Source organism: Tabrizicola sp. (assembly GCF_051645465.1).
GTDB lineage: Bacteria > Pseudomonadota > Alphaproteobacteria > Rhodobacterales > Rhodobacteraceae > Tabrizicola.
The window spans coordinates 1-26,680 of the sequence record NZ_JBOFBI010000417.1 but is presented as its reverse complement, the minus strand read 5'-3'; the positions used below and the strand labels follow the sequence as shown (position 1 = coordinate 26,680).

Sequence of the window (26,680 nt, the reverse complement as noted above, 5' to 3'; positions counted from 1 at the left end):
GCGGCTCATTCGGCCGGCGTGGGAGTTTTCTAGCCGACTATCAAGTTGAAGCGGCCATGGTAGCAATGGCGCTTGGCGATGGCAGGCCGGTAAAACTTGTTTGGACGCGTCAAGATGACATCAAGGGCGGCCATTTCCGCCCGATGGCAAAGCACCGGATTCGTGCAGGCGTCGATGCTGCGGGCAAGGCGGTCGCCTGGCATTCGAGCATGGCGAACAAGTCGATCCTGATCGGTTCTCCGCTTGAGGGCTTTCTGGTGAAAGACGGAATCGATCCGCTTTCGGTTGAGGGGGCCGCCGACACTGAGTATGCGATCCCGAACCTGCGGGTTGATATCCGCAACACGCCAACGCCAGTGCCCGTTCTTTGGTGGCGCGCGGTCGGGCACAGCCACTCGGCCTTTGCGATGGAAAGCGCGATGGATATGCTGGCCGAGGCAGGCGGGCGCGATCCAGTCGAGTTCCGCGCGGAGCTTTTTGCCAACGCGCCACGGCATCTGGGCGTTCTTAACCTTGCAGTTGAGAAGGCTGGGTGGGGCAATGCTCTGCCAGCTGGCTGGGGACGAGGCGTTGCAGTGCATAAGTCGTTTGGCTCTTTCGTGGCCATGGTGGCCGAGATCTCGGTCACTGATGGCAAAGTGAAGGTAGAGCGCATAGTCGCAGCCGTCGATGTTGGTGTTGCAGTAAATCCTGACGTGATTAGGGCGCAGGTCGAGGGCGGCATAGGCTATGGCCTCGGTCACGCAATGCGATCAGAAATCACTTTCGACAATGGCGAGGTCGTGCAGTCAACTTTTGGTGACTATGGGTCTCTCAGGATGGCAGAGATGCCAAAAGTCGAGGTGCATATCGTGCAATCAACTGAAGCACCAACCGGCATCGGCGAACCGGGCCTGCCACCTGTTGCTCCAGCGCTTGCCAACGCCATCTATGTCGCCACGGGTAAGCGGATCACCCGGTTGCCGATGATCGCCGACGGCATCGAGTTCGCATGAAGTAACTGAAGCGTCCCCCTCCGGCATCGCCTGTATAGCAGGCACATGGCAGGCCCGAGGGGGACGTGACTTTGGAGGTTACACCAGCTTTTCGACCGAAACTCGCTCGATAAACTCTCAAACGTCGCAACACCAGAAAGACGCGTTCCGGCAGCCATCAGATAAGTCTGCCTCGGACGGCCCAAAGCCGCCGCTCGGCCCTGATGTGATGCTGCGGTGCGGCTTCCCCAGACCGGTCCTTGATCGATCTTGCAGCATTTGGCCGACTGCTGGTCGGCCGAGGGGACGAAGCGGAGGTCGGTTGACGCCACCACAGCCACTATCTCAAAGTGTACTGAGACGCTGTTGATTGTCGGGATCATGTGTTGGTAGCAGGATGGTGTCGAAGCGCCTTATCTGCTGTTCAAGAAGTGACGCGCTTGCGACGGCTTCGGGGTGATTTTCGACGATACCCCCAACCTCACCCCTGATGATCTGGGCAAGTGTGAACGCGGCGTCGCCTGCAAGACAAACAGACTTTCCTTCATCGGTGATGAGCACGGATTGATGTCCTCGCGCGTGCCCCGGCGTTGGGATCACTGACACAGTGCCATCCTCGGTCAGCGCGGCACTGCGCGAAAACACCCCAACTTGACGTTCCTCGTAGTCTGTTGTTTCGATATTCAAAGAAGCAGGAATCCGGCACATCAGTGCTCCTGCGTGACCGGCGCGTGCCGCTTCTGAGACCAGAAAAGTTGCTTGCGGGAACCACCCCATGCCGCCCATGTGGTCAGAGTGGAGATGGGTCATCACGACTTTTGAAACACGGTCAGGGGCCAGACCTGCACGCGTCATCTGCGGCCCGATCTCATCATCTTCGGTCAACGAAAACTTCAGATTATTGCGGTAGAACATGCCAGTGATTGGGTCACAAGTCGCGTAGTTTCGATCGTGAATCGCCGCTGTTTCACCTGTATCGATCAAGAACAAGCCTTCGGGATGTTCAATTGCAAAGGCCGTCACGGGCATCCATTCGGTCCAGGTCCGACTGGCCATGATCGCTGGCAGCCGAAGCGCCACTGGGCCACCAAAAGCACGATGCTCTGCCTTGACGGCGACCCAGCCGGTTTGAAACATGTGCAGCCGAATACGGGAAGACAGGCGAACCGACACCACACCGGCCGAGGGTAGTGCCGGTGCCAACGCCACAGGCGGCTGCGTCACGACATAGGCACAACTGCCCAGCACAGCGGCGACACCCAAACCACCATATCCCAAGACCTTGCGACGCGAAATCCGGGGTGCCATCAGGACTGCTCCGACAGGTCGGCGAGTTTTCGCATCGTCGGCGGCAGGGCCCGCCGAAAACCGGGGCCGAACATGCGGGCAAACGCAAACGCCAGTGGCCCGCGAAACGTGATGTGGTGGGTAAAGGCGCTGCGGTCCGGGTTGAAGGACCGCGCGACGTGCAAGCTGGCCATTGGCAGCCTTGTCTCGAAGGCATAGGACTGCCCAGCGTCAAACGAAACAACTTTGAACTTGCTCGTCGGCCCCGACAGAGGCGTGATCTGGCCGGTCGAGCCAAGGTGCATGCTGCCCTGCATGGATGCGGACTTCAGACCTTGATCCCAGTCGCCCCATGTCGCGGGATCTGTCCAGAACTTCCAGATACGGTCTGGTGCGGACGTTTGAATGGTAAAGCTGAAATCCCGGTTGGTTCCGGACGCAATCTCTTGGTCTGTTGCCGCCATCTTGCACCCCCCCTAGCGTTGTGTGTTGCCACGTCATGTCGGGTCAGCTCGCCGATCATTCCAAATATGAATGAACGTCATTCATTGTAGCTTGGCAGATGCGGTGGTCAAGCAGAAGACTGAATGATATTCATGGATCATGACCGCGAGCGACGAACAGGCCAGACCTGACAAGAAGACGACTTCTATCCTGGAGGCGGCGAAGACACATTTTGCGAGACATGGGTTTGAGGCCACAAAACTGTCCGATATTGCGCGGGACGCAGGTGTCGCGGTGGGTACGATCTATCTGAGATACCCCGGAAAGTCCGAGCTTCTGGCCGGTACTCTGGAAGCGATGCAAACAGAGTTCTGCACTGCTATGGATGATCCGGAAATCTGGGCGCAGCCTTTCCCTGAACGCTTCCAGTCAATCATGCGTGCCGTCATCGACACGGCGCAAGCACAGCAGGACTTGCGGCCACTGATGGCGCTGGCCTCCTACGCACCGAAGAGGGGAGCGAAGTCAGATGGCGGCGTTCTGGCTGCAATCGAACGTCATTTGTCCGACGGGGAGGCGAAAGGGCAGCTGCGCCAGAACATGGATCTTTCGCTCGTCGCACGCCTAGCGCATGGCATGGTCGAGGGCGCTCTTGCAGAATTGATGACGAACCCGGAACGATCGCCGGATCATGTCGTTGAAGAACTGGCCCTTGCGTCCTGGCGTTGGTTGGGATCGTTCACCTAAGCTGCTTCCGGCGTTGGCTCCGAATGATCGCTTCGGGCTCTTCTTTGGCATCATGGAGGTCGGTCGACAGCTTCTCACAGTGACACGCGCGAAGGGCTGCTTTGGGCTCGGAAAGACCTAAGGCCAGGCACCACCCGTGCCTACCAAACTGGGTCGATTTCAAACGAACTCGGCCCTCTGCGGACGTTCGAGGGCCGCCCGTCGCTGCTGTGCAGCTTCCCCAAAGCTGGCATTGATCGATCTTGCAGCATTTCTGCCGCCTCGTGGTCTGCAATGTGGACATCACAGCCCTACCAAGAGGGGCTTGCTTCGAGTAAGTACAGCAAATCAATCGCCAGATGCGCCGCGGCGACGGAGGTGATTTGTGTTGGATCGTAGAGCGGGTTCACCTCCACCAGATCGGCGCCGACCAGATTGATGCCTTCGAGCGCTTTCAGAAGCCGCCGAACTTCGCCGACGGTCGGCCCGCCCGGCACTGGTGAACCCGTTCCTGGCGCATGAGCGGGGTCGATCGCGTCGATGTCGAGTGTCAGATAGACCGGCGCGTCGCCGGTGCGGGCGCGGATGCGCTTGGCAAGGTCTTCCGGCGTCATCTGCAGCGCTTCGTTGGCATAGACGATGTCGTAGCTGCCCGGCGTCTCGGGTTGAATCGTCCGGATATAGGCCTGGGTGCTGCGGGCGATGTCGATGCAGCCTTCGGCGACCAGCTCGGTGGCGAAGACACCGTGATTGTAAAGCTTGTGCCCCTCGTACTCCGGTACGGGATAGCTGTCCTGATGGGCGTCGAGATGGATCAGCGCCAACTTGCCGAAATGCTTCGAGGCCGCACGGATCGGTCCGAATGGCAGCGTATGATCACCCCCCAGACAAAGAAGCCTCGCCCCATCCTTTAGCAGCTGGGCGGCAACCGTTTCGGTCATTTCGAGCATCATTTCGAGACAGCCCGAACCGGGAAAAGGCGTCATATCCCCAAAATCGACCACGCGGTGGCGTTCGCCCAGAGTGTTCGGCCAGGGATAAACGGGCTCGAAGGCCGACGCGTAATGGGATTGCTCGCGGATGGCCCTCGGCCCAAAGCGGGTGCCCGGTCGGTTTGTCGTTCCAGCGTCGAAAGGGACACCGGCGACAACCAGATCGCCCTTCGTGACGTTGCGCATGACAGGCGCCTTAATGAAGCTTGAAAGCCCGGCAAAAGGCAGAGCCTTTTCCAGCTCATCCAGCTCCGCATAGTTGGCGCCGATTGCCGTGGATTTTGCAGTTGATTTCATCACTTAACTCCTTGTTGTTGGTCGAATGGAACCTGTTCGTCCTCCCGCAGCAGGGCTGCTGTTGCCGGGTCGGCGGCGATCTGGACGGATACGCCCGGCACCGCACCGTCGCTGGAACGCAGGAACGGGCGAAGGCGTTCGAAGAAGGCGGCGGGGAGGATCGCCATCTCTGGCGGATGCACGCCTGGACCGCTGGTCAAATCACCCGAAGCGAGCATACTGGCGAAGATTGCGGCCGGAATACCGGTTGTCGGTCCGACGCCGCCGGAGAATGTGCCGGACAGCGATGCGCCGACACGTGTGGGCCTGCCGTCGCGCATCCCTTCCGCCAGAGCCCAAAGCGGCGGAAGCCAAAGCTTGCCGATAATGCGGTCCTGCGTTGCGTGCCAGGCGTAACGCATCGCCTTCTTTGACAGCATCGTGTCGCCCGGCTCCTCATGGAGTTGCCGCCTCAGCAGCTCCGCGGCCTCCTTGAAGCTGGCGCCCTTGGCGACCGCCGCGACCGCGTCCTCCAGGCACGCAAAGATGTAGGAGGGGAAATCCATCAGGTTGATAGAGTCCCGCAACTGCGGAAACCGGCGAAGAAGCGTCACAGGTTCGGGATGGCCGATGCTGCGGGCCGTTGTCATGCCGATGCCCGGATAGTCCACATCGACGCTCGCAAGGGGCGCTGCATCAACGATGCGGCCGTCTTTAACGATCGGAATCTGGCCGCACGCCTGTTCGACCCAATGCTCAAGCGCGGCACTTGCCTCGCCTTCCAGCTCGGCGTCATCTTCGGACTCGCCGTTATCGCCCCATCCCGTCAGGATGCGCTGAACGCTATCCAGCCGGGATGCTGCCTCGACCGCGAGAAGGCTGGCGACACCCGGACTTGCGCCCGCGCCGACGATCGCTGTCGCCCCGGTCTTGCGCGCTTCGGCGTCGAGATCGAGCATGGCCATCATCGGTCGCGGGTCGTCGCAAATATCCAGATAACGGCCACCGACAGCGATTGCGGCGCGCAGCATGGGCAGACCGAACCGGGTCGACGGCCCAACCGCAGAGACTGTGACGTCTGCCTGGCGCATCTGTTCGCTGACCGTGTCGAAGTCCAGCGCGTCAATCGTCTGCCACTGCCCGTCGATGCTTTTGGCAACCGCCTGCGCGCGCGTGGGGTCCCGATCGGCAATCGTGACTTGCGTGAAGGGCGGCAGTTTTGCTGCGGTGGCTGCGATGTGCTGGCCGACCACGCCGGCGCCGATGATCAGAAGTTTCATATGCTGACTTTCCTTGATGCTGTGCCTGTCATCGCCGACGCGGCAACGTGACGGGTGATATGTCCTGCAAGACCGACTGCGGTGCTGCACAGGATTTCGTGGCCCACGCCGGGCAGTTGAACGAACTCCGCGCCCGGGATACGCCGACTCAGATCGGCACCATGCTCAAGCGGCAGCAGCGGATCGTCTTCGCCATGGATGACCAGTGCGGGGCAACCAATTGCAGGCAGCATGCGGTAGCGGTCGCGATCCGCCAGAATAGCGCCAAGCTGGCGCGCTGCCCCCCCGCCGGGTGGCCAGCCATGCCGGATGCTGCGGGTCACGCGCGCGTGCAGCTCAACCCTGTCAGCGTTCGAGACACGGCCAGCCAGCCGCCGCCGCAATGCAAAGGCCTGTTCGATCGCAGCATGGATATCGCGAGGTACGGCGTCCCGCAGCATCGCGCGCGTCACATCCGGATGCGCTGTCGGCAACCCCGGCGCACCGGACGAAGTCATCAGACAGCTCAACGATGCCACCCGCTCCGGCACCCCGACGGCCGCGTGCTGGGCAATCATGCCGCCCATCGACATGCCGACAAGATGGGCCCGGCGGATGGCAAGCCCATCAAGAAGCCCGACAAGGTCATCTGCCATCTCGGCCAGGCGGTAAGGCGGGCGACCACAGAACGGGATACCAAGCGACAGTCCGGCGGCGATCCGCAGCAAGGGTGGCGCCAGGTTTTCGCGTCGCGACGAGCCGCCACTATCGCGCATGTCCGGTGCGATCACCCGGTATCCGGCTTCAAGCATCGGCTGGATCAAAACCTCGGGCCAGTCGCAGAGTGTTTGCGTGAGCCCATGGATAAGGACGACGACAGGTCCATCGCGGTCGCCGCGATCCGTGAAGGCCAGACGGATGCCGGAAACCTCGTGTGTGCGGATCTCCGTCATGCCGGATCCGCCTTCAGATTTTCCGCGCCGAGCTGAAGATTGGACGGCGCCGTGGAGCGTCCCTTGCCGGACGTCCGGTCCGGCGCACCAAGATCGTCAAGAAGACGCGCCAACTGCTGCCCGCCACGCAAATGCTCGTAGAACCCGCGCGAGCGTGTATCCGCCTTTTCGCTTGTCTTCAGTCCGAACCAGCGCTTGGCCAGGCGGATGCGCGGGTGATTTTCGACAGCCGCGATGATGCCGTCCTTGTCCCTGGCATCGAACGCCATCATTCGCGCGACCAGATAGCCGCCCAGCTCGAACAGCGGGCCGCCGCCAGTCCGCGCCTGGCCGAGCCCCGCGATAAACAGCCCGCGCGCCTTCGGTGCGGCAAGCTGCAGCCAGACGACCGGCAAGTCGCCGTCCCAGTCAAGAAGCCCATCCTCCGGCTTCAACATCGGGTAGGTTATGCGGTAGCCCGTAGCCCAGAAGAGCATGTCATACTCGCGGGATGTTCCGTCCGAGAAGGTCACGGTGCGGCCGTCGTAACTCCCGATCTCCGGCCTTACGCCAACCTCGCCAAGCTTGATGCGGCGCAGCAGTTCCGAGTTGATCACCGGGTGACGATCAAAGATGCGAAAGCTGGGCCGCGGCAGGCCATAGCGCGCTGGATCGCCAACTGCGGCCTTGTGAACAACCCATCCCACAAGGCGCTCCAGCCAAAGCGCGCTGAAGGGAAGGCCCTGCATCAGAATGTCGAGCGGCTTGCCCATGAAGGTGCGTGGAAAGAAGTAAACCCCATGCCGGACCGATATGTCGGCCGATGCGCCGTAAAGTGACGCGTCAACCGCCGCGTCGCAGGCCGTGTTGCCTGACCCGATCACCAGAACGCGCTTGCCGTCGAAGACATCCGGCGTCCGGTACTGGTTGGAGCGCATGGTTTCGCCCGTCCATTGGCCCGGATACGCGGCAATCACCGGTTCGGAATGATGCCCGTTCGCGATGGTCACAGTCTGCGCGAGCACAACTTGCCCATTGTCGCATGCGATCTGCCATCTGCAGCCGGTCGCGCTATCCGCTGGCTTGATCCGTGTCACGGCAGAGCCGAGGCTGATGAACGGCATCAGGCCGAAATGATCCGCATAGGACCGGAAGTACCGCTGCATCTCGGCTTTTGAAGGAAAGTCCGGATAGCTTTCCGGCATCGGGAAATCCGGAAAGCCGGTCGAAGTGCGCGATGAGATGATATGTGCGGTCTCGTAGGCCCCGGTGTGCCAGATGCCGCCAACATCGGAATTGCTGTCAAGGCAAACAACGTCTTCACCCATCTCGCGGAGCTTCTTGACGATCGGCAGGCCCTGAAAGCCCGCGCCGACGACACAATGCGTGACGATAATAGGCGGCGGCGTCTTGAGGTTCGACTTGAGGGGCATGTTACCTTCCTAAAGCGTGTGCTTTAATATGAGATAAAGCGCTTGCTTTAATCTGTCAAGGGGGGCATAGTTCACTTATGACAGCGACTATAGAAAAGCCCCCGGCAGCGACTGGCCGGACCTCCGCCACCCGCGATGCGCTGGTGATCGCCGCGATTCAGCTTTTTGCGGAGCGCGGCATCCACGGCGTCAGTCTTCGGGCCGTCGGTGAGGCGACCGGGCAGAAGAACACGGCGGCGGTGCATTATCACTTCGGCGACCGCGAGACGCTGCTGGGTGCCGCACTCGACCGTGTCATCGCCGCCATTCGTGAGCCGGTCAGCGAGGCTGATCTGCAGTTGCAGGGCATCGCTCTTGGCGCGCCCAGGGGCGGCATGCGAGAAGCCGTGGCGCTCGCGTTCCTGCCGCTCCTGACCATGCCGCTGCGCTATCCCGACTGGGGACCGGCAGGTGCTCGCCTCCTGTCGCGGATCGTGCTGGGCGAGGCCGCCTCACTGGCGCGCGCGCTGGAGCAGAAGACTGTTCAGGACACCGAGGAGCTGATCGCGCTGTTCGGGCCTTACATGCCCGAAATGCCTCTGGCGCTGTTGCGCGCGCGCATCGATTTTGCCGTGATCAGCGTCATCTGCTCCACAACCGCCGCCGCCTTCGTCGAGGCAGCTTTACCAGGAACAGAGCAGGATCCCGTGGCGCTGATCGGACCCCTGCTGGATTTTGTGGCAGCCGGTCTTTCGGCGCCGATTCCGGCATGAGCGGTCCAAAAGTGGTCCGGTCCCGTGTTTCTGACTTCCGGGCGTCCGGCTGGAAGTATCAGGCTCTCGCGATCTTCGTCTCGGTCGCACTGACCGTCGGCACCACGATGTTCGACCTGCGCAACCTGCAATCAGTTCCCATGGTAAGCACGGACGTGTCCGCCTTTGCCCTCAGATCCGTGCTCGATTATGTCTCGTTCGCCGCAGTCGTGATCTGGATGTTCTATTTCGTCGATTTTGGCATGTGCCTAGGCGAGAAGGCGAGGCGGCTGGCGCGTCCGGCACCACCGCTGCGATCATGGATTTGGCAAGCCGCCAAGGAGGTCGTGCTTGGCATCATCGCCAGCCTTGCCTTGTTCACCGTCGCCAGCATCGCCGCGGACACAATTGGTCGTTTATCGGAAGCAAGTCGTCTGAACACAGTTCTCGTGGTCGCTGCGGTAGGGGCCGCAACACAGTGGACGGTGACGATGTTCGCCGAGAAGCGAGCGGAAACCTATCTGGCTCGCAGATCTTGACATCTGGCGTCTGATCGAGACGGCCCTCACCGGTCATTCAAGCGTGACAGATCGCCGCGCTGCGACATCCCCTTGGCGGACGTTCAGCTTTGCCAGTTTCTGCCGTGTGGCCTTCCCCAAGCTGTCATGCAGGTCAGGCAACACAAATCTCACTTGTCTAGGCCCTAGACCTTTAGATCTTCGCGACCAGAATCGGCGCCAGTTCATAAGGCTGTCGGACGTGGTCTTCATCCGGTTGCGCCGTCTGTACCGAGATTGTCGCAGCGGATGGCTTGTCCCTTCATAGTACCGGTTCTGCGCCCAATCACATAGGACGGCTATGCGCATGATGTTGCCGCTCGGGCACCGAGATATGGGTGCCTATTTCTCGCGCAACGTTATGTGCGGGTTGGCCTTGCCCCTTTTTGCTGCAATGAACCGGCCGGTTATAGCGCTGCGGTATTGGCCGCCGGTCGATCCACTGCGACCGGGGCTTTCTTTCACGGTCGTCTTGCGGTGAGATGCGCCGTACGCCTTTGCGACGTAGCGGCCCGACTTAGCGCTGCGGTAGCTACCGTTCTTGTTCATCCGTGTCACACCTAACCTCCTTTGATCTTTCGTTTCACTAATCCTCTGCCCCCGTCCAGGGGGCTATGTTTACAAGGGCTTCTCCGCTGCATGCGATGAAGGCGCAAATAACTAATCCTTCGTTGACCCGTCGTCTTGGCGTGGCGAACTATCCAGTCGTTCAAGATATCGACGAACGTCGAACATCGGGTCGCCGACCGCCTTAGCGGGATAATGTGTGCAGGGCCTGCCTTGCCGCCGCGCCAAACGATCGGACGGCACCACCGTTCCCAGGTTGGCATCGTAGGCGAAGTAGGCGCTCCGGGGCGGCTGTGCCATCCAAGGAGTCAGTAGTTGAACAACCAAACCGACCGCTGTGGAAGCAAGCACACCATTCGGCCAAACAACCTGAGGTCTGCTTCCGGCAGCGCCATATCGCTGAGCTTCCGCCTTCAACCGTTCGTCCGTTATCAGTTGCAGGCATCTCAAGCAGGGCTCTCCAGGCATAGACAGAACCACCTGCCCGCTGACCAGGCTTTGCGAACGGTCCGGCAGCGGGGTCACATCCATGCCCATATCAATGTAGGGGATCATGAAGCGGCGACAAAAGGCTTCCAACTCGTCCTTTGATCCAATGTGATCGAGGCCGCCAACAATGACGTCACAGCCCTTCAGGAGGTGACCTACCTCCTGCCACCTTGCCAAGGCTTTAGTGATCCGTGCGTCTGGGTTCACCTCGAGGATGACCCTGGCCGCAATTTCTACTTTCGGTCGCTTCAGTTCGACATCGTCTCGCTTTCCGCCAACCAGCCTGTTGAGATTGGTTAGAGTAATGATGTCGTCGTCGATGAGAACAAAACCACCGATCCCAAGGTGAGCCGATTGCTGAGCCACATGCGAGTTGCCGCCACCCAGTCCGACCAGCCCGATGGTCGCCCCAGCCAGACGCTCGTCACTCTTCAGTCCGAGGAAACTCTGTCGATCAAGCCAGTTCATCGGCATCCCCATTCATTTTGCGTCGGCGCATCGATGCGTTGAAACTGATCGATGGTTACCGGCGGGCGGTCGCTGGCGAGCCAAAGAAGTCCTGTGGCCGCGTTGTCGCTCAGAACCAGTAAGCCGTGTGGCATGCGCGGCGTGGTCTCGAAAAAGCCAGGGACAAAGTAGTTGGCACTGTGAAGATCAACACCACTGAACCTGGGCTTGCCGCGGCCGCCGTGGGAATGGACGTGCAAGAGTGAGGCTGCAGGCCGATAGGCCGACTGTACCGCCTTTCGCATGGCCGCTGAGCCAATCTTGGCTCCCACCTTTCGATCGACCTCATAGTCCTCATCCGCCACTGGCGTGTAGGTTTGGATCATGAGGTGCAATCGGCCCTCGAGGTCTGCGGCACCGGCCGTGAAGAAGCCCACACGCTCGTAAGCGAAGGCATGTGGTCGCTCGAGGTCCCCACGTACAGCATCAAGCAGTCGGCCATCGATCTTGACGCATACGGTCATTGCAAAGGCCTCAGGTGCGCGCCGAGGATCTCGTCCCAGCTGAGATCAGCTTCGACACCGTTCCACGACATAGCGTGCCAAAGCGCGCCGAGGATGTTGTGTGTTGTCCAGTTCTGGCCACGGTCCGGAAACGGCCTCGACAGGAACAGACGGGTAGCGTAGCCGCTATGATGGCGAGGGCATAGCAAGCCGTCGACCACCTCCAAATCGCCCGCGTGAGTGACCCGCAACTCGGGAAGATGGACGAGCGGCTGCCCGCCATCTTCGTAGAGTTCGGCCCGTCGACAGATCCGACGAAGCTTCTGCAGTTCTGAGGCCAAGTTGCTCACGACGAGTGCCCCGCCGGCGGGTGCGAGGAAAACTCCATGTCCTTGCGGATCTTAATCTTTTCGCCGGGTTTCAACTCGCGGAACTCGCCATCCTGCCCGATCAGGTCAAGCAGGTAACCGGCCGGGGCCGAGAAGACTGTGATCAGTTCTTCGGTGGTGTAAACGCCCCGCCTTAGTTCGAATGGGGTCTCTTTGTAGTAGACGGTGACAAAGGGGCCGAGGTGGTTCCCCGGACCTTCGCGCACGGGGTCGCCGTCGCGGCCCGTGCTGGCCTTGAGATTGGAGTGAGCAGCGTCGGAGGTCATGATGCGAATCGATCCTTTCCGATCCCATATTGGGAACACTCATTACTTCTCATATCCACCGCGCGCTGACAAGGGGGTTGATCCCAAAACGGGATCAACTATACTCAGAGGATCGAGTGCCGCTTGCTTGGGGACCAATGAAGCTCATGGGAGTGCCCAAACTGCTTGCGGCGGCGAGCGATTTGCCTGCCGCGCGCGGCGCATGCGCGGCACTTTGCGCAGAACTCGAGGATGGGCGCTGGAACTCCGCAGAGGAGTTAGGGGCAACCTATCCTCACGCAAGCTGGCGTGATGGCCGGGCCAGCATTTCAATCGACGACAGCCTGCGCGCCGTTGTCGCCTTCAACTTCCATAGGGGTATCGCCATGATCGAGTCCGTCACACGCACTACGTCATCGACCCACGACGCCAACACAACACCTCGGAGGTCGGCATGAAAATCCATCCGATCCGATCTGAAGAGGCCTACGAGGCGTTTCTCGCCAGAGCATCGGAACTCCTTTCAAAGTCCGACGCAAAATCGCTGGACGAGCTAGAAGTCATCCAGATGCTCGTGGAACGATGGGAGAAAAGCCAATATGAGCTTCCTTCGCCGACGGCGGTCGACGCGATAAGGTTCCGGATGCATCAGCTTGGGCTGCTGCCCCGGGATCTCGAACCCTACATTGGCTCGCGCGCGCGGGTTTCCGAGGTACTGTCTGGCCGACGCGACCTATCGATCGACATGATGCGCGCCCTGAATCAGCACCTCGGAATCCCGGCAGCTTCACTGATTGCTCCTTCGTTGCGACAAGCGTCTGCGAAGGAGAATAGCCCTTCCAAAGCTGCGCTGGACAAGCTCAAGACATTCGGCGTCCTCAAGCCACGAGAATCCTATAAGCAGTTTATTGGTCGCATCTTTCCGCCGTCAGCATCACCGGCACTCCTGCGAAAGACCCGAACCGAACGCACGAATGCGAAGACTGACGTCGCCGCTTTGCAGGCATGGTGTGCTGCAGTCGTTGCAAAAGCCGATGCCGTAAAGATGTCAGCCCAAGTATCTTCGATCAAACCCGAATGGGGCGATGAGCTTGCGCGCCTAAGTCAACACGACGATGGTCTGTCACGTGTCGCACCGACCTTGAAAGCCTACGGGATCGTCTTCGTGGCGCTTGAGCATCTTCCCGGAACATACCTGGACGGGGCCGCCCTACGTAGAAGTGATACCACCCCGGTCATAGCAATGACTCTTCGTCATGATCGCCTAGACAATTTCTGGTTTACGTTGCTGCATGAATTCTGCCACGTTACCCGTCACCTGAGTGCTGATCGGCCCGTGATTGTTGACGATCTCGACCTGAAGGGTGCGGACGATGTCGAAGATGAAGCCGACCGCTTTGCACAGGATACGCTGATACCCGCAAAACTCTGGAAGAAGTATGCTTCTGAAGATCTCGACACGGAGGGCATCATGGCGCTTGCTCTTGAGGCTCAGGTAAATCCGGCTGTCGTCGCAGGACGCTGGCAACGCGAACATCAGGACTACAGGAGGTTCGCGAAGCTGCTTGGCCGGGGCCAAGTCAGGTCGGCAATCCTCAGCTAGTGGACCGACTGCGGCCCTTTTCGCTCGACACGATGTGCGCTCACCTTTGTATCAAGCGAGAACTGGATACGCGACCCTAGCGACCGTTCGTCGCTGACAATCTGCTGCAGCGTAGCTTTACCGGAATCCGCCGTTCAACCTATGGTACAGCATGCGCCGGAGTTCGACCGTCAGTACCGCAAAGCTTGGAGCGACGGTTCGTGGGCAAGCCCACATCGCGCAACCAAAGGTAAAGCACGAGCTCACTGCCTCTGGCGGCAAGCTAACCGGCACAAACAGTAAGAAAAAAATACAATAAGCAACGGATATTCATAGCTTTACAACCGGCACAGAAACCGGCACAAAGCCACCATGGATGTGACCATGATGGAACCGATGCTGCCAGAAGAGGCAGCTCTTCAGGCGCTTGAAGACAGCGCGCTCAACCTCGCAGAAAGCGCCAGCGGGCTGGCAAAAAGGATTCATCCGATCCTTCAGCGGTCAGTCGGTGACCTCGTGCGATCGATGAATTGTTATTATTCGAATCTAATTGAGGGTCATAACACGCATCCTCGCGACATCGAACGCGCGTTGGCAGATGATTTCTCGAGCGAACCCAAGAAGCGTGACCTGCAGCTAGAGGCCGTCGCGCATATCCATGTCCAGAGGATGATCGACGAAGGTCGCGACCCGGCAGTCTGGCCAGCGACTGCGGCTTATGCACGTTGGCTTCACAAGGAGTTCTGTGACCGTTTGCCTGACGATATGTTATGGGTCGAAAATCAAAGTACCGGTGAAAGGCATCAAGTCGTTCCTGGTCAATTTCGACGTATTGATGTCGAGGTCGGGCGGCACGTTCCACCAGCAAACGCGGATGTGCCGCGGTTTCTCGTCCGTTTCGACCGGGCGTACACTTCCCCTCCTTTAAGTCGGCTGCGCCAAATTCAATCCGTCGGAGCCGTTCACCATCGCTTCCTATGGATCCACCCCTTTCTTGACGGTAACGGCCGCGTCGCGCGCTTGATGTCGCACGCGCTTCTAAAGCGGCTCGGGATCGGGACAAGCCTTTGGTCCGTCGCTCGCGGTCTCGCACGCGAAGAGGCAGAGTATAAGTCACGCCTGGCGGCCGCAGATCATCCGCGACATGGCGACCGCGACGGGCGCGGAAATCTCACCCAATCCGGATTGCTCTCGTTCTGCAGGTTTTTTCTTGAGCGCTCGATTGATCAGGTGGCGTTCATGGAAGGTTTGCTTGACCCTGCGCAGCTTCTGCGCCGTATGGATATCCATATCGAGGAGGAAGTTCGTGCGAAGCGGCTAGAGAGGGGAAGCTTCATGGTCTTGCGAGAGGCAGCACTTGCCGGGCAAGTGGAGCGCGCAAAGATTCCAATGCTCACGAACTACGAAGAGCGTGCCGCTCGCAAGGTCACATCGGCGCTTCTGAAGCGTGGGATGCTAGTCGCAGCAGACCATCGTGCGCCCCTTCGACTCGCGTTTCCGACGGACGTAGTTGAGCGGTGGTTTCCCCTTCTCTATCCCAACGCACCAGGAGGCGTTGCATGAGCGGTCGCGAACCAATTGTTCCGTTGGTGAGGCGCTTTTCTCCGACTTTGTCACCGTCGGACGACGAAAGCACCGACAGCGAGGCTGTTCACCCATACCTTTTTGGCAAGAACAGCAGCGGTTGGGAGGTAATCGAAGAGAAGCGGCGCTGCGTGATTATCGCAGACGCAGGCGCCGGCAAAACGCACGAAATGCTCGCACGTGCCCGATACTCGGCCGAGCGCGGCAGGTATGCGTTCTTCATCAGGATCGAGAATATAAGAGAGGCTTTCGCATCTGCGTTCGACGTCGGAGACGCCGAGAGCTTCGAGAAATGGATTGGGTCCGAAGATGATGCTTGGTTCTTTCTCGATTCCGTAGACGAAGCACTTCTTCAGGACCCTCTGGCGTTCGAAGAGGCCATGCGAGCATTTGCAGCGAGAATAGCAGATGCCCGAGAACGTGCTTACATCATCATTTCGAGTCGGAGTTATGCTTGGCGCGCCCGAACGGATCGGCAGCTCTTGGACCAGCTGTTGCCATACGAATCTCCTAAAGCTAACGAAATTGGCGAAGAAGAGATCGAGGAAGCTGTCCAAACAGGCATGTCTGATCCGAATAAGCTGACCAACTCGATCGATGTCGTCATCCTCGACGATCTCGATGAAGATGACATCAGGATGTTTGCCGCTCATCTTGGGGCGAGCGACATCGAAGAGATGATGCAGGAGATCAAAAAAGCGGGTTTGTCCAGTTTGTCGAGCCGGCCCTATGATCTGCTCGGAATTCTCACAAAATGGCGGTCTGACCGACAGCTGGGTGGGCGACTAGGGTATCTTAAGCATAGTATCGCTGTCCAACTCGATGGGATTAACTGGACGGCTTGCTCAATAGATCCGAGCATACTTCCCGAAGCTGTTGGACGCATCGCAGCTTCAGTGATCCTGACTGGCAAGGCAGAGATACGCGTTCCTGGCTCTGCGAACGACGAGCGCGGATTTGATCCGATAGAAGTCTTGCCCGACTGGCCCCGAGAGAACGTCGTGGCGTTGCTCGACTGCACCCTGTTCACCGACGCGGTCTACGGAGTGGTTAGATTCAGGCATCGAGACATTCGCGAGTTGTTGGCGGCCGAATGGTTTGCCGACCAACTGGCGAACCCGGAGCGAAGAGCTGAAATCGAAGCGATGCTCATCAGAGAGAAGTACGGGGAACGGATACTTACTCCCCGCTTTCGCCCGATGCTGCCGTGGCTGGTTTTGCTCGATGACCGAATTCGTCGCGAGGTAACGGCCATTCGCCCTGAGATAGCGGTCGAAGGCGGCGATGTCGCGAGCCTACCTGTCGAAGAACGCAGAAGCCTTTTCCACAGTATCGTCGAACAGATTGCGGAGGGCAAAGATGATCGCGGAGCGCGCGACAATGACGCGATCGCCCGAATTGCCCATGCCGACCTTTCCTCTGATGTCGCAGCGCTGGTTGAACGACATGCCGAGAACGACGACGCACTTTTCTTCTTGGGGCGCTTGGTTTGGCAGGGTCAGATGACCGATTGCCTGCCGCTGTTGCTAGACATAGCTCGCAGCAGATCGCGCGGGCTTTATGCCCGCATCGCAGCTACTCGAGCCGTGTTTACGACTGGCTCCAAAGAACAACGAGACACACTGTGGGACTCGCTCTTGGAGGTACCCAATAAACATGCATAGGCTGGATCGACGACTTCTCGCAGAAATTCTGCATAACTGTGCGCCCGATTTGGCAAGCGTTCGGCGTTTGCTGGGATCAATAGAGATTCTTCCGCCATATGAAAGATTTCAAACAAGCGGCCTTACGGAGGCAATCCATGCTATGATCGACCGCCTTCCGGCTGAGAGAGCCGGAACAGAAGGTCCACTTTCTGTGCTTGCAAGCGGTTTGAACGACTTCCTTGGTCGAGCACCTCTGATAGAGCACCGCGAATGCCAAGTGTCGAAGGAATTCGCTTGGCTGTTGGCGCCGGCCCTGCACTCCGTCGAGCGCCTCGTTTCGCAACGTGCGACAGCGGCATTTTCACCCGCATCAATAGAAGTCATGTTGAAAGTACCCGCCGCCCGGTACTGGCATGACGTCGACTTCAGCGACCGGAAGGAGGAACTTGCGGAGCGCCTGGCAAGATGGCCTGAACTGAACGATGCGCTGTTTTGGAGCAGCGTGGAAGCCGCCCGCCGATTGCGGGAGGAAAAGGGGGAGAAACTGACAGATGACTGGCCCATCCAGTACTTGGGTCATTTCTGGAGTTTCCGAGCCGGTGATCTTGAGCGCGTGATAGGTTTCGTCACCGAGCGGCCAGAGGAAGACGATCGACTGATTGCTGTTTCGCTTGCGTATCGCATCTGCAGGTCGAATGACCTACCGGCCTCATCGCTCGATGCACTTTGGTCGGCTGTCGGTAGTGAAGCATCTCTGTTGATACGCTTGGAGGAACTCCTCGATGCATCAAAATCACAAGAGGTGGAAGCATTTCAAAGAAGAGAAAGAAAGCGCCAACGGAAACAGGATCTAAAACGCAAGAAGCAGGCCGAAGATAGGACGCGCTGGATCAGGGAACTGCAATCCAACCCTGATCGGATTCGCAGCCCAAATGGCGCCGCGCCGGGGGAGATCACCTATGACCATCTTTGGTTGTTGTCAGAAATCGAGAAAGACGGCCGTAGAACTGATCGGCATGGCGGTGCTGCCTGGGAGGCCTTGATCCGCGACTTTGGAGAGGATGTCGCTCGCGCATATCGAGATGCGGCTATTGCGCATTGGCGGATCTATAGACCAACGCTGAGGTCTGAAGGAGTGCATTCGAACGGCACCCCCTACGCGGTAGTTTTCGGGCTTGTTGGGCTTGAGATCGAAGCACGGGAAGCAGAAGACTTTTTCGACAGCCTATCTGAGGTGGAATTCAAGCACATGTTGCGCTACGCAACGTGGGAGCTGAATGGTTTTCCAACTTGGTTGGAGGCAGCTTACAGGGCGCGGGGCGGGCTTGTATTAGATGCCTTTGTGCCGGAGATTCGCTGGGAGTTTGAGAACTCAAGCCCAGAGAACGCCCCGCACCATATCTTGCACGATATCGTCTACCACGCACCTTGGCTTCACTGCTCGCTGGTCGAGCACCTCCTGAGTGAGATGGAGAGTTCCGGAGCTATTCATGCTGATACGCTGCGCTACTCGCTCCACATATTGCGAAGCGGCAGTGCATCCGGCGATCGCATGGCTGATTTTGCAAGGGCACGGATTGAGCGCGACATAGATACCGGAAACGCCGCAAGCCTCTTTGCGCTTTGGGTCGATACGGATGCCGAGGCAGGCGTACCTGCCCTAGAGGCATGGTTAGAGAGCAAAGGCGACGCTGAGGCATCAAAGTCAGCACAACTCTTTGTAACCGCGCTGATGGGTGGACGTCATGGTGCCGGAAGAGGACCGGCCATCGGGAGTTATCGATCTGCTACTTTTCTCAAGCGACTCTACATACTAATGCATCGCTACATCCGTAGCTCGGAAGATATTGAGCGCGCAGGCACGGGGGTTTACTCACCTGTTCTCCGTGATGACGCCCAAGATGGAAGGAACGCGATCTTCAGTCTATTGGCTGAAATTACTGGTGAAGACGCCTATCTTGCGCTGAAAGAACTAGCGCGCGATCATCCAAATGAGAGGTCACGTGATTGGATGGCAAAATTGGCGTATCGACGCGCTGAGGCTGATGGAGACTTGCAAGCATGGACCGCATCTGATATGGCTAGATTTTGATCAGTTGCGAAAGTCTTTGGATTGGGTGCAACGTCCGCTGGACCTGGTTTAGAGTAAGCGGTGCCTGTGAGCCGCTGCGAGTGACCGCTATTGCACGATGCTGCACCTGCAACGCCGCACCTGCTCGGGTCCGCTTTCCCCCCAGACTGCGTAAAAACTCCTTTTTGTGCTATAGTTTAGCAAGTTTGGGAGGACTGGCATGGCAGGCTTCATCGAAGGTGTGGACCGGGATCAGACGGTGCTTTTTCCTGAGCGGCTGGAGGACTGGATTGGCGAAGACCATCTGGTTCGTGTCGTCGATCTCTTCGTCGATGAACTCGACCTGGCGGGGCTTGGCTTTCATCGCCATGCGGCGGCGCGAACAGGTCGGCCTGGCTATCATCCGGCTGTCCTGCTCAAGCTTTTCATCTATGGCTATCTGAACCGCATCCCGTCCAGCCGTCGGCTGGAACGTGAGGCGGGGCGGAATGTCGAGCTGATGTGGCTGACCGGTCGCCTCGTGCCCGACCATAAGACCATTGCGGATTTCCGGCGCGACAACGGGGCTGCCATCCGCCGCACCTGCGCAGAGTTCGTGGAGCTTTGCCGCCGGGTCGGTGTGCTGAAGGGCGATTGCGTGGCCGTCGACGGCAGCAAGTTCAAAGCCGTCAACAATCGCGACCGGAACTTCACCAAGGCCAAGGTGGCCAGCAATCTTGCCCGTCTGGAGGCCGAGGTCGGGCGCTATATCGAGGAAGCCGACAGGATTGATCGCCAGGAGATCGGCGAGGTGCGGGCCGAAAGGGCTGCCCATCTGACCAGCCGATATCGCCGCGTCCGGCAGCAAATCGAACGCCTTCTGGCCGTGAAGCAGGCCTTGGTCGATCTGCCCGACGGGCAGATATCCTTGACCGATCCCGATGCTCGCGCCATGGCGACACGCGCCCAGCACAGCGGGCATGTCGGCTACAATGTCCAGAGCGTGGTCGATGCCGAGACCCATCTGATCGTGACGCATGAAGTGACGAACCAGGGCCACGACCGGGATCTCTTGACCGCGATGGCGACGAAGGCAAAGGCAGTCCTCAAGCGCGAGAATCTGCACATCCTTGCAGACAAAGGCTACATCAGCTCCCGCGAAGTCCTCAGCTGCCACGAGGCTGGCATCACCGCGACCGTGCCGCGCCCTGATACATCCGGCAGCCGGTCCGAAGGGCGCTATGTGAAGGCCGACTTTGCCTATGAGGCGGAAGCCGACATCTACCGCTGCCCGGCTGGCCAGGTGCTGACCTACCGCTACACCACCGAAGAGGATGGCCTCAAGCTGCGGCGCTATTGGACAACGGCCTGCCAGGGGCTGCGCACTTAAGAGCCGCTGCACGACCGGCCGGGAACGGCGGATCACCCGGTGGGAGCATGAACACCTGATCGAAGCGGCCGATGCCCGGCGGCGCGGCACGTCGGCACCGATGATGATCCGTCGCTCGACGGTCGAGCACCCCTTCGGCACCCTCAAGGCATGGATGGGCCCGAGCCACTTCCTCACCCGGCGGCTGAAGAACGTGAGGACGGAATTCGCGCTGAACGTCTTGGCCTACAACATCAAGCGAATGACCTCGTTGATCGGCATCAAGGGGCTGATGAAGGCAATCCCCGGCTGATCTAGGGCCCGAAACGGTCGATGCCGCGCGCCCGTCAGAACGATCTGGCCGTTTCCTGGCTCAAGGAACACCACCTTGGTCGGCAACGGCTATGTGCGCATAAACTGAGGCGAGTTTCCACACGGCCTCCCCCCACTGCGACGTTTTTGGTGTCGGCGGCTTCCCCCCTTTGCGACTGCTTGCATGCGTCAGCTAAGCCGCCGGTCTGCAGACGGAAGGGATATTGAGTTACCCCAGAGCGAACACGTCAACGGCGCAGAGTTGGACACCTGCGGCCGCGGCGGCCAAGGCCCCAGAGATTGTAACGGACGTAACTGCGGATATTGAGTGTTCAAGAGATCTTGGGTCCAACGGCAAACTAGGCCGTAACCACCACAGCCGAGAGGAGATCAGGCGGTTGCTTTGGTGGGCGCAGCGAACGGGTTGGCAGATTCTCGCCGATCCCAGGTGGTGGGACTACTGGCGGGACAAAAGAAGCTCGAGGCACTTTTTCTTATTAAAAACAACAGCTTAAGGTAAGAAATTGGCAGCCCGTAGGGGAGTCGAACCCCTCTTACCTGGTTGAAAACCAGGTGTCCTAACCGATAGACGAACGGGCCACGCTTTCGGTGGGGCGGTGTCTAATTCGGGCGCGGGGGTTCTGCAAGGGGAATCTTGCCTGTCTTTCGCGGTTATGCGGGCACGGTTATGCGGGCGCCGCGTCGTCGAGGCGCAGCTGTACCCGGGTGCGCCCGTTCCAGTGGTTCAGTTCAAGCTTGCCGGCCAGATGAAAGCGGCGGTGACCGGGGTTTTCCAGTGCCGGGCCAAGGGGGCCGTCGAAGGCTCCGAAGGCGATGGCGTCCAGCGCGGGGCCTGCGCCGTCGGAGATTGAGAGCTTCAGGTGGCTCTCGCCGATTCTGCGGGCGGTGACGGCGACATTGGCAAAGGCGAAGCGGGGTGCGGGGGCTGCGGCGCCGAAGGGGCCGGCGTTCTCGATCTCTTCGATCAGCGCGACTGTTGCGGCCGACGTGGCAAGAAGGCCGTCGATCCGCAGGTCCTGGGGGCCCGAGCTCGCGGCACCTTGCCGGGCGAGAAGCTCGGCCAGGCGCGCCATGGCGGGTTCCAGCTGCGCGCGGGTCAGGGTGAGGCCTGCGGCCATCTTGTGGCCGCCGCCCTTCACGATCAGCCCTTCGGCCGCGACCCGCTGGATCGCCGCGCCAAGGTCGACGCCGGGGATCGAGCGGGCCGAGCCTTTGCCGTCATCGCCCTCGAACCCGATCACCACAGAGGGGCGGTTCGCGGCCTCTTTCAGCCGGGCCGCGACGATGCCGACGACGCCGGGGTGCCAGCCCTCGGCCGCGGCCCAGACGAGCGGGCCGTCGAGGCCGCGTGCTTCGGCCTGGGCCATGGCCTCTTCACGCACCCGTTCGGTGATCTCGCGCCGTTCGCTGTTGAGCTGGTCAAGGCGGGCGGCAAGCTGGGCGGCCTCCATGGCGTTGTCGGTGGCCAGAAGCCGCGCGCCGAGGTCGGCCTGGCCGATGCGCCCGCCAGCGTTGACGCGGGGGCCGAGGAGGAAGCCGAGGGCATAGGGCGTGGGTGCCTGGTCCATCCGGGCGACGTCGGCCAGGGCGCGGAGGCCGGGGCGGTCGCGGCGGGCCATGATCTTCAGCCCCTGCCGGACGAAGGCGCGGTTGACGCCGATCAGGGGGGCTACATCGGCGACGGTGGCCAGCGCCACGAGGTCGAGAAGGGCCATGAGGTCGGGGACCTGCTCGCCTGCGGCTTTCAGGCGGCGGTTGGCCTCGACGAGGAGGAGGAAGACCACTCCGGCAGCGCAGAGATGGGCGAGGGTGCCGTCTTCATCCTGGCGGTTGGGGTTCACGATGGCGAGCGCTGCGGGCAGGGTTTCGAGTGCCAGGTGGTGGTCGAGGATCACGACATCGGCGGCCTTGGCCGCGGCGATGGGGTCGTGGGAGAGGGTGCCGCAGTCGACGCAGAGGATGAGGTCGTGGGCGGCGGCGAGTTGGGTCATGGCGGGGACGTTGGGGCCGTAGCCTTCGTCGATCCGGTCAGGGATGTAGAGGGTGGCTTGCAGCCCGAAAGATCGCAGCCAGGTGAGGAGGAGGGCCGCAGAGGCGCCGCCGTCGACATCGTAGTCGGCGAAGACGGCGATCCGTTCCCTGGCCGCGACGGCCCGGAGGAGGCGGTCGGCGGCGGGGGCCATGTCTTTCAGGGTGAGGGGATCGGGGAGGAGGTCCCGGAGGGAGGGCGCAAGGAAGGCGGGGGCGTCCTCGGGGGGGATGCCCCTTGCGGCGAGGATGCGGCAGAGGGGGAGGGGGAGGCGGGTCTGCTGGGCCATGCCTTCGGCGAGCCGGTCCTGGGCAGGGTCAGGGCCGACCCAGCGGCGGCCAGTGAGCGAGGTCTCGACGTTCAGGAAGGGGGCCATCGCCTAGGGGTGCCGCAAAGGGGACCGGCTGGCAAGGGGGAAGGGGTGTCCCACGGTGGGACAAGGGGGTGGGGTGAGGGAAATCAAGGGGTTGGGGGGTCGTTAAGGGGGTGGTAACTTCTGCTGGGCCTTTGCTGGTCTGCTTAACCCGATCCGCCCTCTTCGAGGTGGACAAGAGTCCACGCCCGAAGCAGGTGTATCTTGGTTGGGACGGCGATGGACTTATGGCCGTTCACCGATAGAGAGAATGTACGATTCAACCTATTAGTGGAGGGAAAACAACCGATATCGGCCTCGAATTCTTCCCCGTATTGGGTACCGTAGGTATGCCTTGATTTATAGACGACTGGAGAGGAGATTGGGGATGACTGACGAATTACTCCAGCAGGTCCTGGCCATGCTAGAAGGTCGTCGTCCCACCCCGGACGACTATCGCGAGCGCGGGGATCTGCTCGCGGCGCTATCTGCAGCTGAGCTTGGCCAGCTGCTTCCAATGGTGTGGCGCTATGACGACCGAGCGCTGCCGATTGGAGCCCACCGCTCTCGTGCGCTTGCCAAATCCATAGATGAGCTGACGCGGCCCGTCAGCATCGGGCCTGAGGTGTTTTCCAGCGGCATCGAGGTGTTGCTTGCCAACAGCACAGCCCCCGAATTTGCCCCGCCGGTCTGGTACGCGGACGAGACCCGGACCACCGGGCGTAACCGACGGATCGGAGATTGCCTCTGGCGGCTGATAGCCGGGCTTGCGGACATGCCGCACAGGGAGGCGCTTGCCGGATTGGCACAGCTTGCCCCGCTTGCCGATGGGGGTAGGAGCCAGAACAAGGCGAGGGTTGTTGTTGCGGCCCGCCTTGCCGATGATCCAGCGTTGCAGCGGCAATCCATCGATCAGTTGCTCGCGACCGTGAAAGGTGACCTCGAGCGGGACGAATGGGCCTTCCTGCTGGCCTTACCGCCGTTGAAGTTGCGCGACTGGGTTGTGGCCGAACACGGCTATTCCTTCGACATGGAACCCGATGACCGGCACGCCATCCGGATGCGCTATTTGGATGAGTTTCCGGGCTACGCCGACTTTGCCCGCAGCGTCTTTGTCCGTGCGGAAGAACGGCTGCGCGCGATTGCCGACAAGCGGACGCCATATGTCAGTGACGGGGCATTTCCGTTGGGTGACTGCGCAGTAATCGAGCGGGCCGCCCTGTGGGGGCTGTCGCGGGCAGAAAGCTGGTGCCTGGAGAGCTTGGGGGAACTGTGGCGCATGGCGGCTGTGGCACCGGACGCGAAGACCAAGTCGGTCCCGTCGCAGTCTTTGAGCATCCGGTTTGCGAACGCCTCGGTCACGGAACCCCGGCCCGAGGCGCTGCGCGCGCTGGATGCGGTTGCGGTCGAGTGCCAGCACGCAGGGGTTTGCAAGAAGCTTGAACGCGCCCGAAAATCGGCGCGGACAGCGCTTGCGGCCCAACCGGATCGCCTGCTTGCACTTGATCCCTCGCTACCGGTGCCGAAGGATATGCTTAAGCCCTTTGCCGCCGCCATCGAGGGGCTGCTTGCCTTGCCGGAGCCAGTTCTAGCAACCGTCTGGGCCCGTCGATTGGGTCCGGGCCGGAAAGAAGGCTGGGCGCTTGCCAGGCACCTCGTCTGGGAAGTGTCGCCGCCGGAAGGCGGGTCTTTCACCGCGCTTGCGAAAGCTGAGGGTGGCTGGACGGATCTGGAGGGAACGAGCCATGCGTTTGGCGAGGCGGATGTGGTTCGCCTTTGGCATCCGGTTGACGGACCGGCCGATCTTGCGCGCCGATGGCGTAGCAAGCTGCAGCTTGAGGGGATAAGCCAGCCGTTTCTGCAGGCGGGCCGCGAGGTCTATCGTCCAGAGGAAAGCGAGCTGTCAGGATGCAGGGTCGGGCAGTTCTCTGGGCGACTGGTGAGCGCCGCGCCGCTTGTGGGGCTGGCGCGGACAGCGGGTTGGCGGTCGGGATTCGAATCGGAGCTGCACCTAAAACTGGGCGGAGTCCGGTTCAAGTTTGACGCTGGCGTCCGTGTCTATCACGGTTCCACCGGGGATGGCACGACGGGAGCGCTGTGGCTGGTCAGCCCGCAGGCGCGTTTGCGGGATGTTCCGGCCCGTGTGGTCAGTGAGGCGCTTCGGAAGGTCGATCTGCTGGTCTCGGTGGGCGAACGGGGGCTGCGCTGAGGCGGCGTGACCGCCCCTACTTCAGCGGGCTCTTGTACGTCATCCTCCTGACCGAACCGGTCTTCGACCGCATCAGGATCGTCTCCAGCGTCACCCAGCCGGGTTCGCGTTTGATGCCGGCGAGGAGGGAGCCTGAGGTTACCCCGGTCGCGGCGAAGATCACGTCGGCGCGGACGAGGTCGTCGCGGGTGTAGACGCGGTCGAAGTTGGTGATGCCGGCCTTGCGGGCGCGGGATTTCTCGTCGTCGTTGCGGAAGAGAAGCTTGCCGAAGAACTGGCCGCCCATGCACTTGAGCGCTGCTGCGGCGAGGACGCCTTCGGGGGCTCCGCCCGAGCCCATGTACATGTCGATGCCGGTGATCTCGGGCTCGGCGCAGTGCATGACGCCGGCCACGTCGCCATCGGTGATGAGCCGGATCGCGGCGCCGGTGGAGCGGACCTCGGCGATGAGGTCCTCATGCCGGGGGCGGTCGAGGATGCAGACGGTGATGTCCTCGGTCGAGCAGCCCTTGGCGGCGGCAAGGGCCGAGACGCGTTCGGAGGGGGACATGGCGAGGGTCACGGTGCCGGGCTTGTGGCCGGGGCCGATGGCGAGCTTCTCCATGTAGACGTCGGGCGCATGGAGGAGCGTGCCGCGCGGGGCCATGGCGATGACGGTCAGCGCGTTCGGCATGTCCTTGGCGGTGAGGCTGGTGCCTTCGAGGGGGTCGAGCGCGATGTCGACCTCGGGGCCCTGGCCGGTGCCGACCTCTTCGCCGATGAAGAGCATGGGGGCCTCGTCGCGCTCGCCTTCGCCGATGACGACGACGCCCTTGATGTCGAGGAGGTTCAGCTGGTCGCGCATGGCGTTGACGGCGGCCTGGTCGGCGGCTTTCTCGTCGCCGCGCCCGATGAGGCGGGCCGAGGCGAGGGCTGCGGCTTCCGAGACGCGGGCGAGGCCGAGGCTCAGGAGCCGGTCTTTGAACTGCAGTTTGTCAGACATCTGTCCCCCAGGGCGGTTTGTTCCGGTGTAGCGGGGGGTTGGGGGTGCGGCAAGCTTGGTGACGCTAACGGGGTGTCAGGGAAGGGCGGCAAGGATGGCGTCGGCGAGGCAGGCGTCGATGTCCCGGGCGGCGGCGAGGGCTGGGGATGTGGCGGGGTCGTCGCCAAGTTGGCCAGCGGTGGAGCGGAGGAGGATCAGGCGGCCGCGGGGGGTGGCGAAGAAGTCTTCTCATTTGTATAAAATTAAAATGGCAAATCATCTGGGTCTTGCTCATTAAAATTTGTCGCTGGTTC

Annotated in this window: 22 protein-coding genes, 1 tRNA gene and 1 pseudogene; 10 read left to right on the top strand and 14 right to left on the bottom strand. The window is 60.8% G+C overall.

Features of this window, described 5'->3' with window-relative positions:
• A partial coding sequence (locus ACRCSW_RS25560; protein ID WP_438708471.1) for a xanthine dehydrogenase family protein molybdopterin-binding subunit occupies nt 1-995 on the top strand: 995 nt, incomplete at its 5' end.
• Between the two features lie 324 nt (nt 996-1,319).
• Here the strand turns inward: ACRCSW_RS25560 and ACRCSW_RS25555 are convergent.
• Together ACRCSW_RS25555 and ACRCSW_RS25550 are read right to left on the bottom strand one after the other, a co-directional pair.
• Entirely contained in the window at nt 1,320-2,282 is a 963-nt protein-coding gene (locus tag ACRCSW_RS25555) for an N-acyl homoserine lactonase family protein (RefSeq protein WP_438708470.1), read from the bottom strand.
• Nucleotides 2,282-2,725, bottom strand: a complete 444-nt coding sequence (locus ACRCSW_RS25550; RefSeq protein ID WP_438708469.1) for an SRPBCC family protein — start codon at nt 2,723-2,725, stop codon at nt 2,282-2,284. The genes ACRCSW_RS25555 and ACRCSW_RS25550 overlap by 1 nt, the downstream gene beginning before the upstream one ends.
• 139 nt (nt 2,726-2,864) lie before the next feature.
• On the opposite strand from ACRCSW_RS25550, the gene ACRCSW_RS25545 reads away from it, so the two are divergent.
• Nucleotides 2,865-3,452 (top strand): TetR/AcrR family transcriptional regulator, encoded by a 588-nt coding sequence (locus ACRCSW_RS25545; protein WP_438708468.1) that lies wholly within the window; start codon nt 2,865-2,867, stop codon nt 3,450-3,452.
• Nucleotides 3,453-3,742: 290 nt separating this feature from the next.
• On the opposite strand, the gene speB is transcribed toward ACRCSW_RS25545, so the two are convergent.
• Genes speB through ACRCSW_RS25525 form a run of 4 tightly spaced genes read right to left on the bottom strand, consistent with a single transcriptional unit; the run spans nt 3,743 to nt 8,323 of the window.
• Nucleotides 3,743-4,720 (bottom strand): agmatinase, encoded by a 978-nt coding sequence (gene speB, locus ACRCSW_RS25540; RefSeq protein WP_438708467.1) that lies wholly within the window; start codon nt 4,718-4,720, stop codon nt 3,743-3,745.
• Entirely contained in the window at nt 4,720-5,979 is a 1,260-nt protein-coding gene (locus ACRCSW_RS25535) for a saccharopine dehydrogenase NADP-binding domain-containing protein (RefSeq protein ID WP_438708466.1), read from the bottom strand. The genes speB and ACRCSW_RS25535 overlap by 1 nt, the downstream gene beginning before the upstream one ends.
• Nucleotides 5,976-6,911: an alpha/beta fold hydrolase gene (locus ACRCSW_RS25530; RefSeq protein ID WP_438708465.1), complete on the bottom strand. Its 936-nt coding sequence runs from the start codon at nt 6,909-6,911 to the stop codon at nt 5,976-5,978. The genes ACRCSW_RS25535 and ACRCSW_RS25530 overlap by 4 nt, the downstream gene beginning before the upstream one ends.
• On the bottom strand, nt 6,908-8,323 hold the full coding sequence (locus tag ACRCSW_RS25525; protein ID WP_438708464.1) for a flavin-containing monooxygenase: 1,416 nt from the start codon (nt 8,321-8,323) through the stop codon (nt 6,908-6,910). Before ACRCSW_RS25525 ends, ACRCSW_RS25530 begins: the two co-directional genes overlap by 4 nt.
• Nucleotides 8,324-8,400: 77 nt before the next feature.
• Here ACRCSW_RS25525 and ACRCSW_RS25520 point away from each other — a divergent pair, with 77 nt between their 5' ends.
• Nucleotides 8,401-9,075 carry a TetR/AcrR family transcriptional regulator gene (locus ACRCSW_RS25520; protein WP_438708463.1) on the top strand — a complete coding sequence of 225 codons (675 nt, stop codon included), beginning with the start codon at nt 8,401-8,403 and terminating at the stop codon, nt 9,073-9,075.
• The gene (locus tag ACRCSW_RS25515) at nt 9,072-9,593 is read left to right on the top strand and encodes a hypothetical protein (RefSeq protein ID WP_438708462.1); all 522 of its coding nucleotides are present in this window, start codon (nt 9,072-9,074) and stop codon (nt 9,591-9,593) included. Before ACRCSW_RS25520 ends, ACRCSW_RS25515 begins: the two co-directional genes overlap by 4 nt.
• A 360-nt stretch (nt 9,594-9,953) precedes the next feature.
• Here ACRCSW_RS25515 and ACRCSW_RS25510 read toward each other — a convergent pair whose 3' ends face one another.
• The 5 genes from ACRCSW_RS25510 to ACRCSW_RS25490 form a co-directional block, all read right to left on the bottom strand.
• The gene (locus ACRCSW_RS25510) at nt 9,954-10,169 is read right to left on the bottom strand and encodes a hypothetical protein (RefSeq protein ID WP_438708461.1); all 216 of its coding nucleotides are present in this window, start codon (nt 10,167-10,169) and stop codon (nt 9,954-9,956) included.
• Nucleotides 10,170-10,271: 102 nt separating this feature from the next.
• On the bottom strand, nt 10,272-11,135 hold the full coding sequence (locus ACRCSW_RS25505) for a HesA/MoeB/ThiF family protein (RefSeq protein ID WP_438708460.1): 864 nt from the start codon (nt 11,133-11,135) through the stop codon (nt 10,272-10,274).
• Complete coding sequence (locus ACRCSW_RS25500; protein ID WP_438708459.1) at nt 11,132-11,638, bottom strand: hypothetical protein; 507 nt, start codon at nt 11,636-11,638, stop codon at nt 11,132-11,134. The genes ACRCSW_RS25505 and ACRCSW_RS25500 overlap by 4 nt, the downstream gene beginning before the upstream one ends.
• A complete protein-coding gene (locus ACRCSW_RS25495; protein WP_438708458.1) occupies nt 11,635-11,967 on the bottom strand; it encodes a hypothetical protein in 333 nt (110 codons plus the stop codon). The genes ACRCSW_RS25500 and ACRCSW_RS25495 overlap by 4 nt, the downstream gene beginning before the upstream one ends.
• Complete coding sequence (locus tag ACRCSW_RS25490) at nt 11,964-12,272, bottom strand: hypothetical protein (RefSeq protein ID WP_438708457.1); 309 nt, start codon at nt 12,270-12,272, stop codon at nt 11,964-11,966. The genes ACRCSW_RS25495 and ACRCSW_RS25490 overlap by 4 nt, the downstream gene beginning before the upstream one ends.
• Before the next feature lie 433 nt (nt 12,273-12,705).
• Here ACRCSW_RS25490 and ACRCSW_RS25485 point away from each other — a divergent pair, with 433 nt between their 5' ends.
• The 5 genes and pseudogenes from ACRCSW_RS25485 to ACRCSW_RS25465 all read left to right on the top strand — a co-directional run bounded on the left by ACRCSW_RS25485 (nt 12,706) and on the right by ACRCSW_RS25465 (nt 20,795).
• Nucleotides 12,706-13,854, top strand: a complete 1,149-nt coding sequence (locus ACRCSW_RS25485; protein ID WP_438708456.1) for an ImmA/IrrE family metallo-endopeptidase — start codon at nt 12,706-12,708, stop codon at nt 13,852-13,854.
• 363 nt (nt 13,855-14,217) lie between these two features.
• Nucleotides 14,218-15,396, top strand: a complete 1,179-nt coding sequence (locus tag ACRCSW_RS25480) for a Fic family protein (protein WP_438708455.1) — start codon at nt 14,218-14,220, stop codon at nt 15,394-15,396.
• Complete coding sequence (locus ACRCSW_RS25475) at nt 15,393-17,081, top strand: hypothetical protein (RefSeq protein WP_438708454.1); 1,689 nt, start codon at nt 15,393-15,395, stop codon at nt 17,079-17,081. Before ACRCSW_RS25480 ends, ACRCSW_RS25475 begins: the two co-directional genes overlap by 4 nt.
• A 142-nt stretch (nt 17,082-17,223) precedes the next feature.
• Nucleotides 17,224-19,155 (top strand): hypothetical protein, encoded by a 1,932-nt coding sequence (locus tag ACRCSW_RS25470; protein ID WP_438708453.1) that lies wholly within the window; start codon nt 17,224-17,226, stop codon nt 19,153-19,155.
• Between the two features lie 199 nt (nt 19,156-19,354).
• Nucleotides 19,355-20,795 (top strand): annotated as a pseudogene (locus ACRCSW_RS25465) (IS1182 family transposase).
• A gap of 524 nt (nt 20,796-21,319) precedes the next feature.
• Here ACRCSW_RS25465 and ACRCSW_RS25460 read toward each other — a convergent pair.
• Nucleotides 21,320-21,394, bottom strand: a tRNA-Glu gene (locus tag ACRCSW_RS25460).
• An 86-nt stretch (nt 21,395-21,480) separates the two neighbouring features.
• Nucleotides 21,481-23,220 (bottom strand): single-stranded-DNA-specific exonuclease RecJ, encoded by a 1,740-nt coding sequence (gene recJ / locus ACRCSW_RS25455; protein WP_438708452.1) that lies wholly within the window; start codon nt 23,218-23,220, stop codon nt 21,481-21,483.
• Nucleotides 23,221-23,584: 364 nt separating this feature from the next.
• Between recJ and ACRCSW_RS25450 the strand changes: the two genes are divergently transcribed.
• Nucleotides 23,585-25,405 carry a DUF4132 domain-containing protein gene (locus tag ACRCSW_RS25450; protein ID WP_438708451.1) on the top strand — a complete coding sequence of 607 codons (1,821 nt, stop codon included), beginning with the start codon at nt 23,585-23,587 and terminating at the stop codon, nt 25,403-25,405.
• 16 nt (nt 25,406-25,421) lie between these two features.
• On the opposite strand, the gene glpX is transcribed toward ACRCSW_RS25450, so the two are convergent.
• On the bottom strand, nt 25,422-26,387 hold the full coding sequence (gene glpX, locus ACRCSW_RS25445) for a class II fructose-bisphosphatase (RefSeq protein ID WP_438708450.1): 966 nt from the start codon (nt 26,385-26,387) through the stop codon (nt 25,422-25,424).
• Nucleotides 26,388-26,680 lie beyond the last annotated feature (293 nt).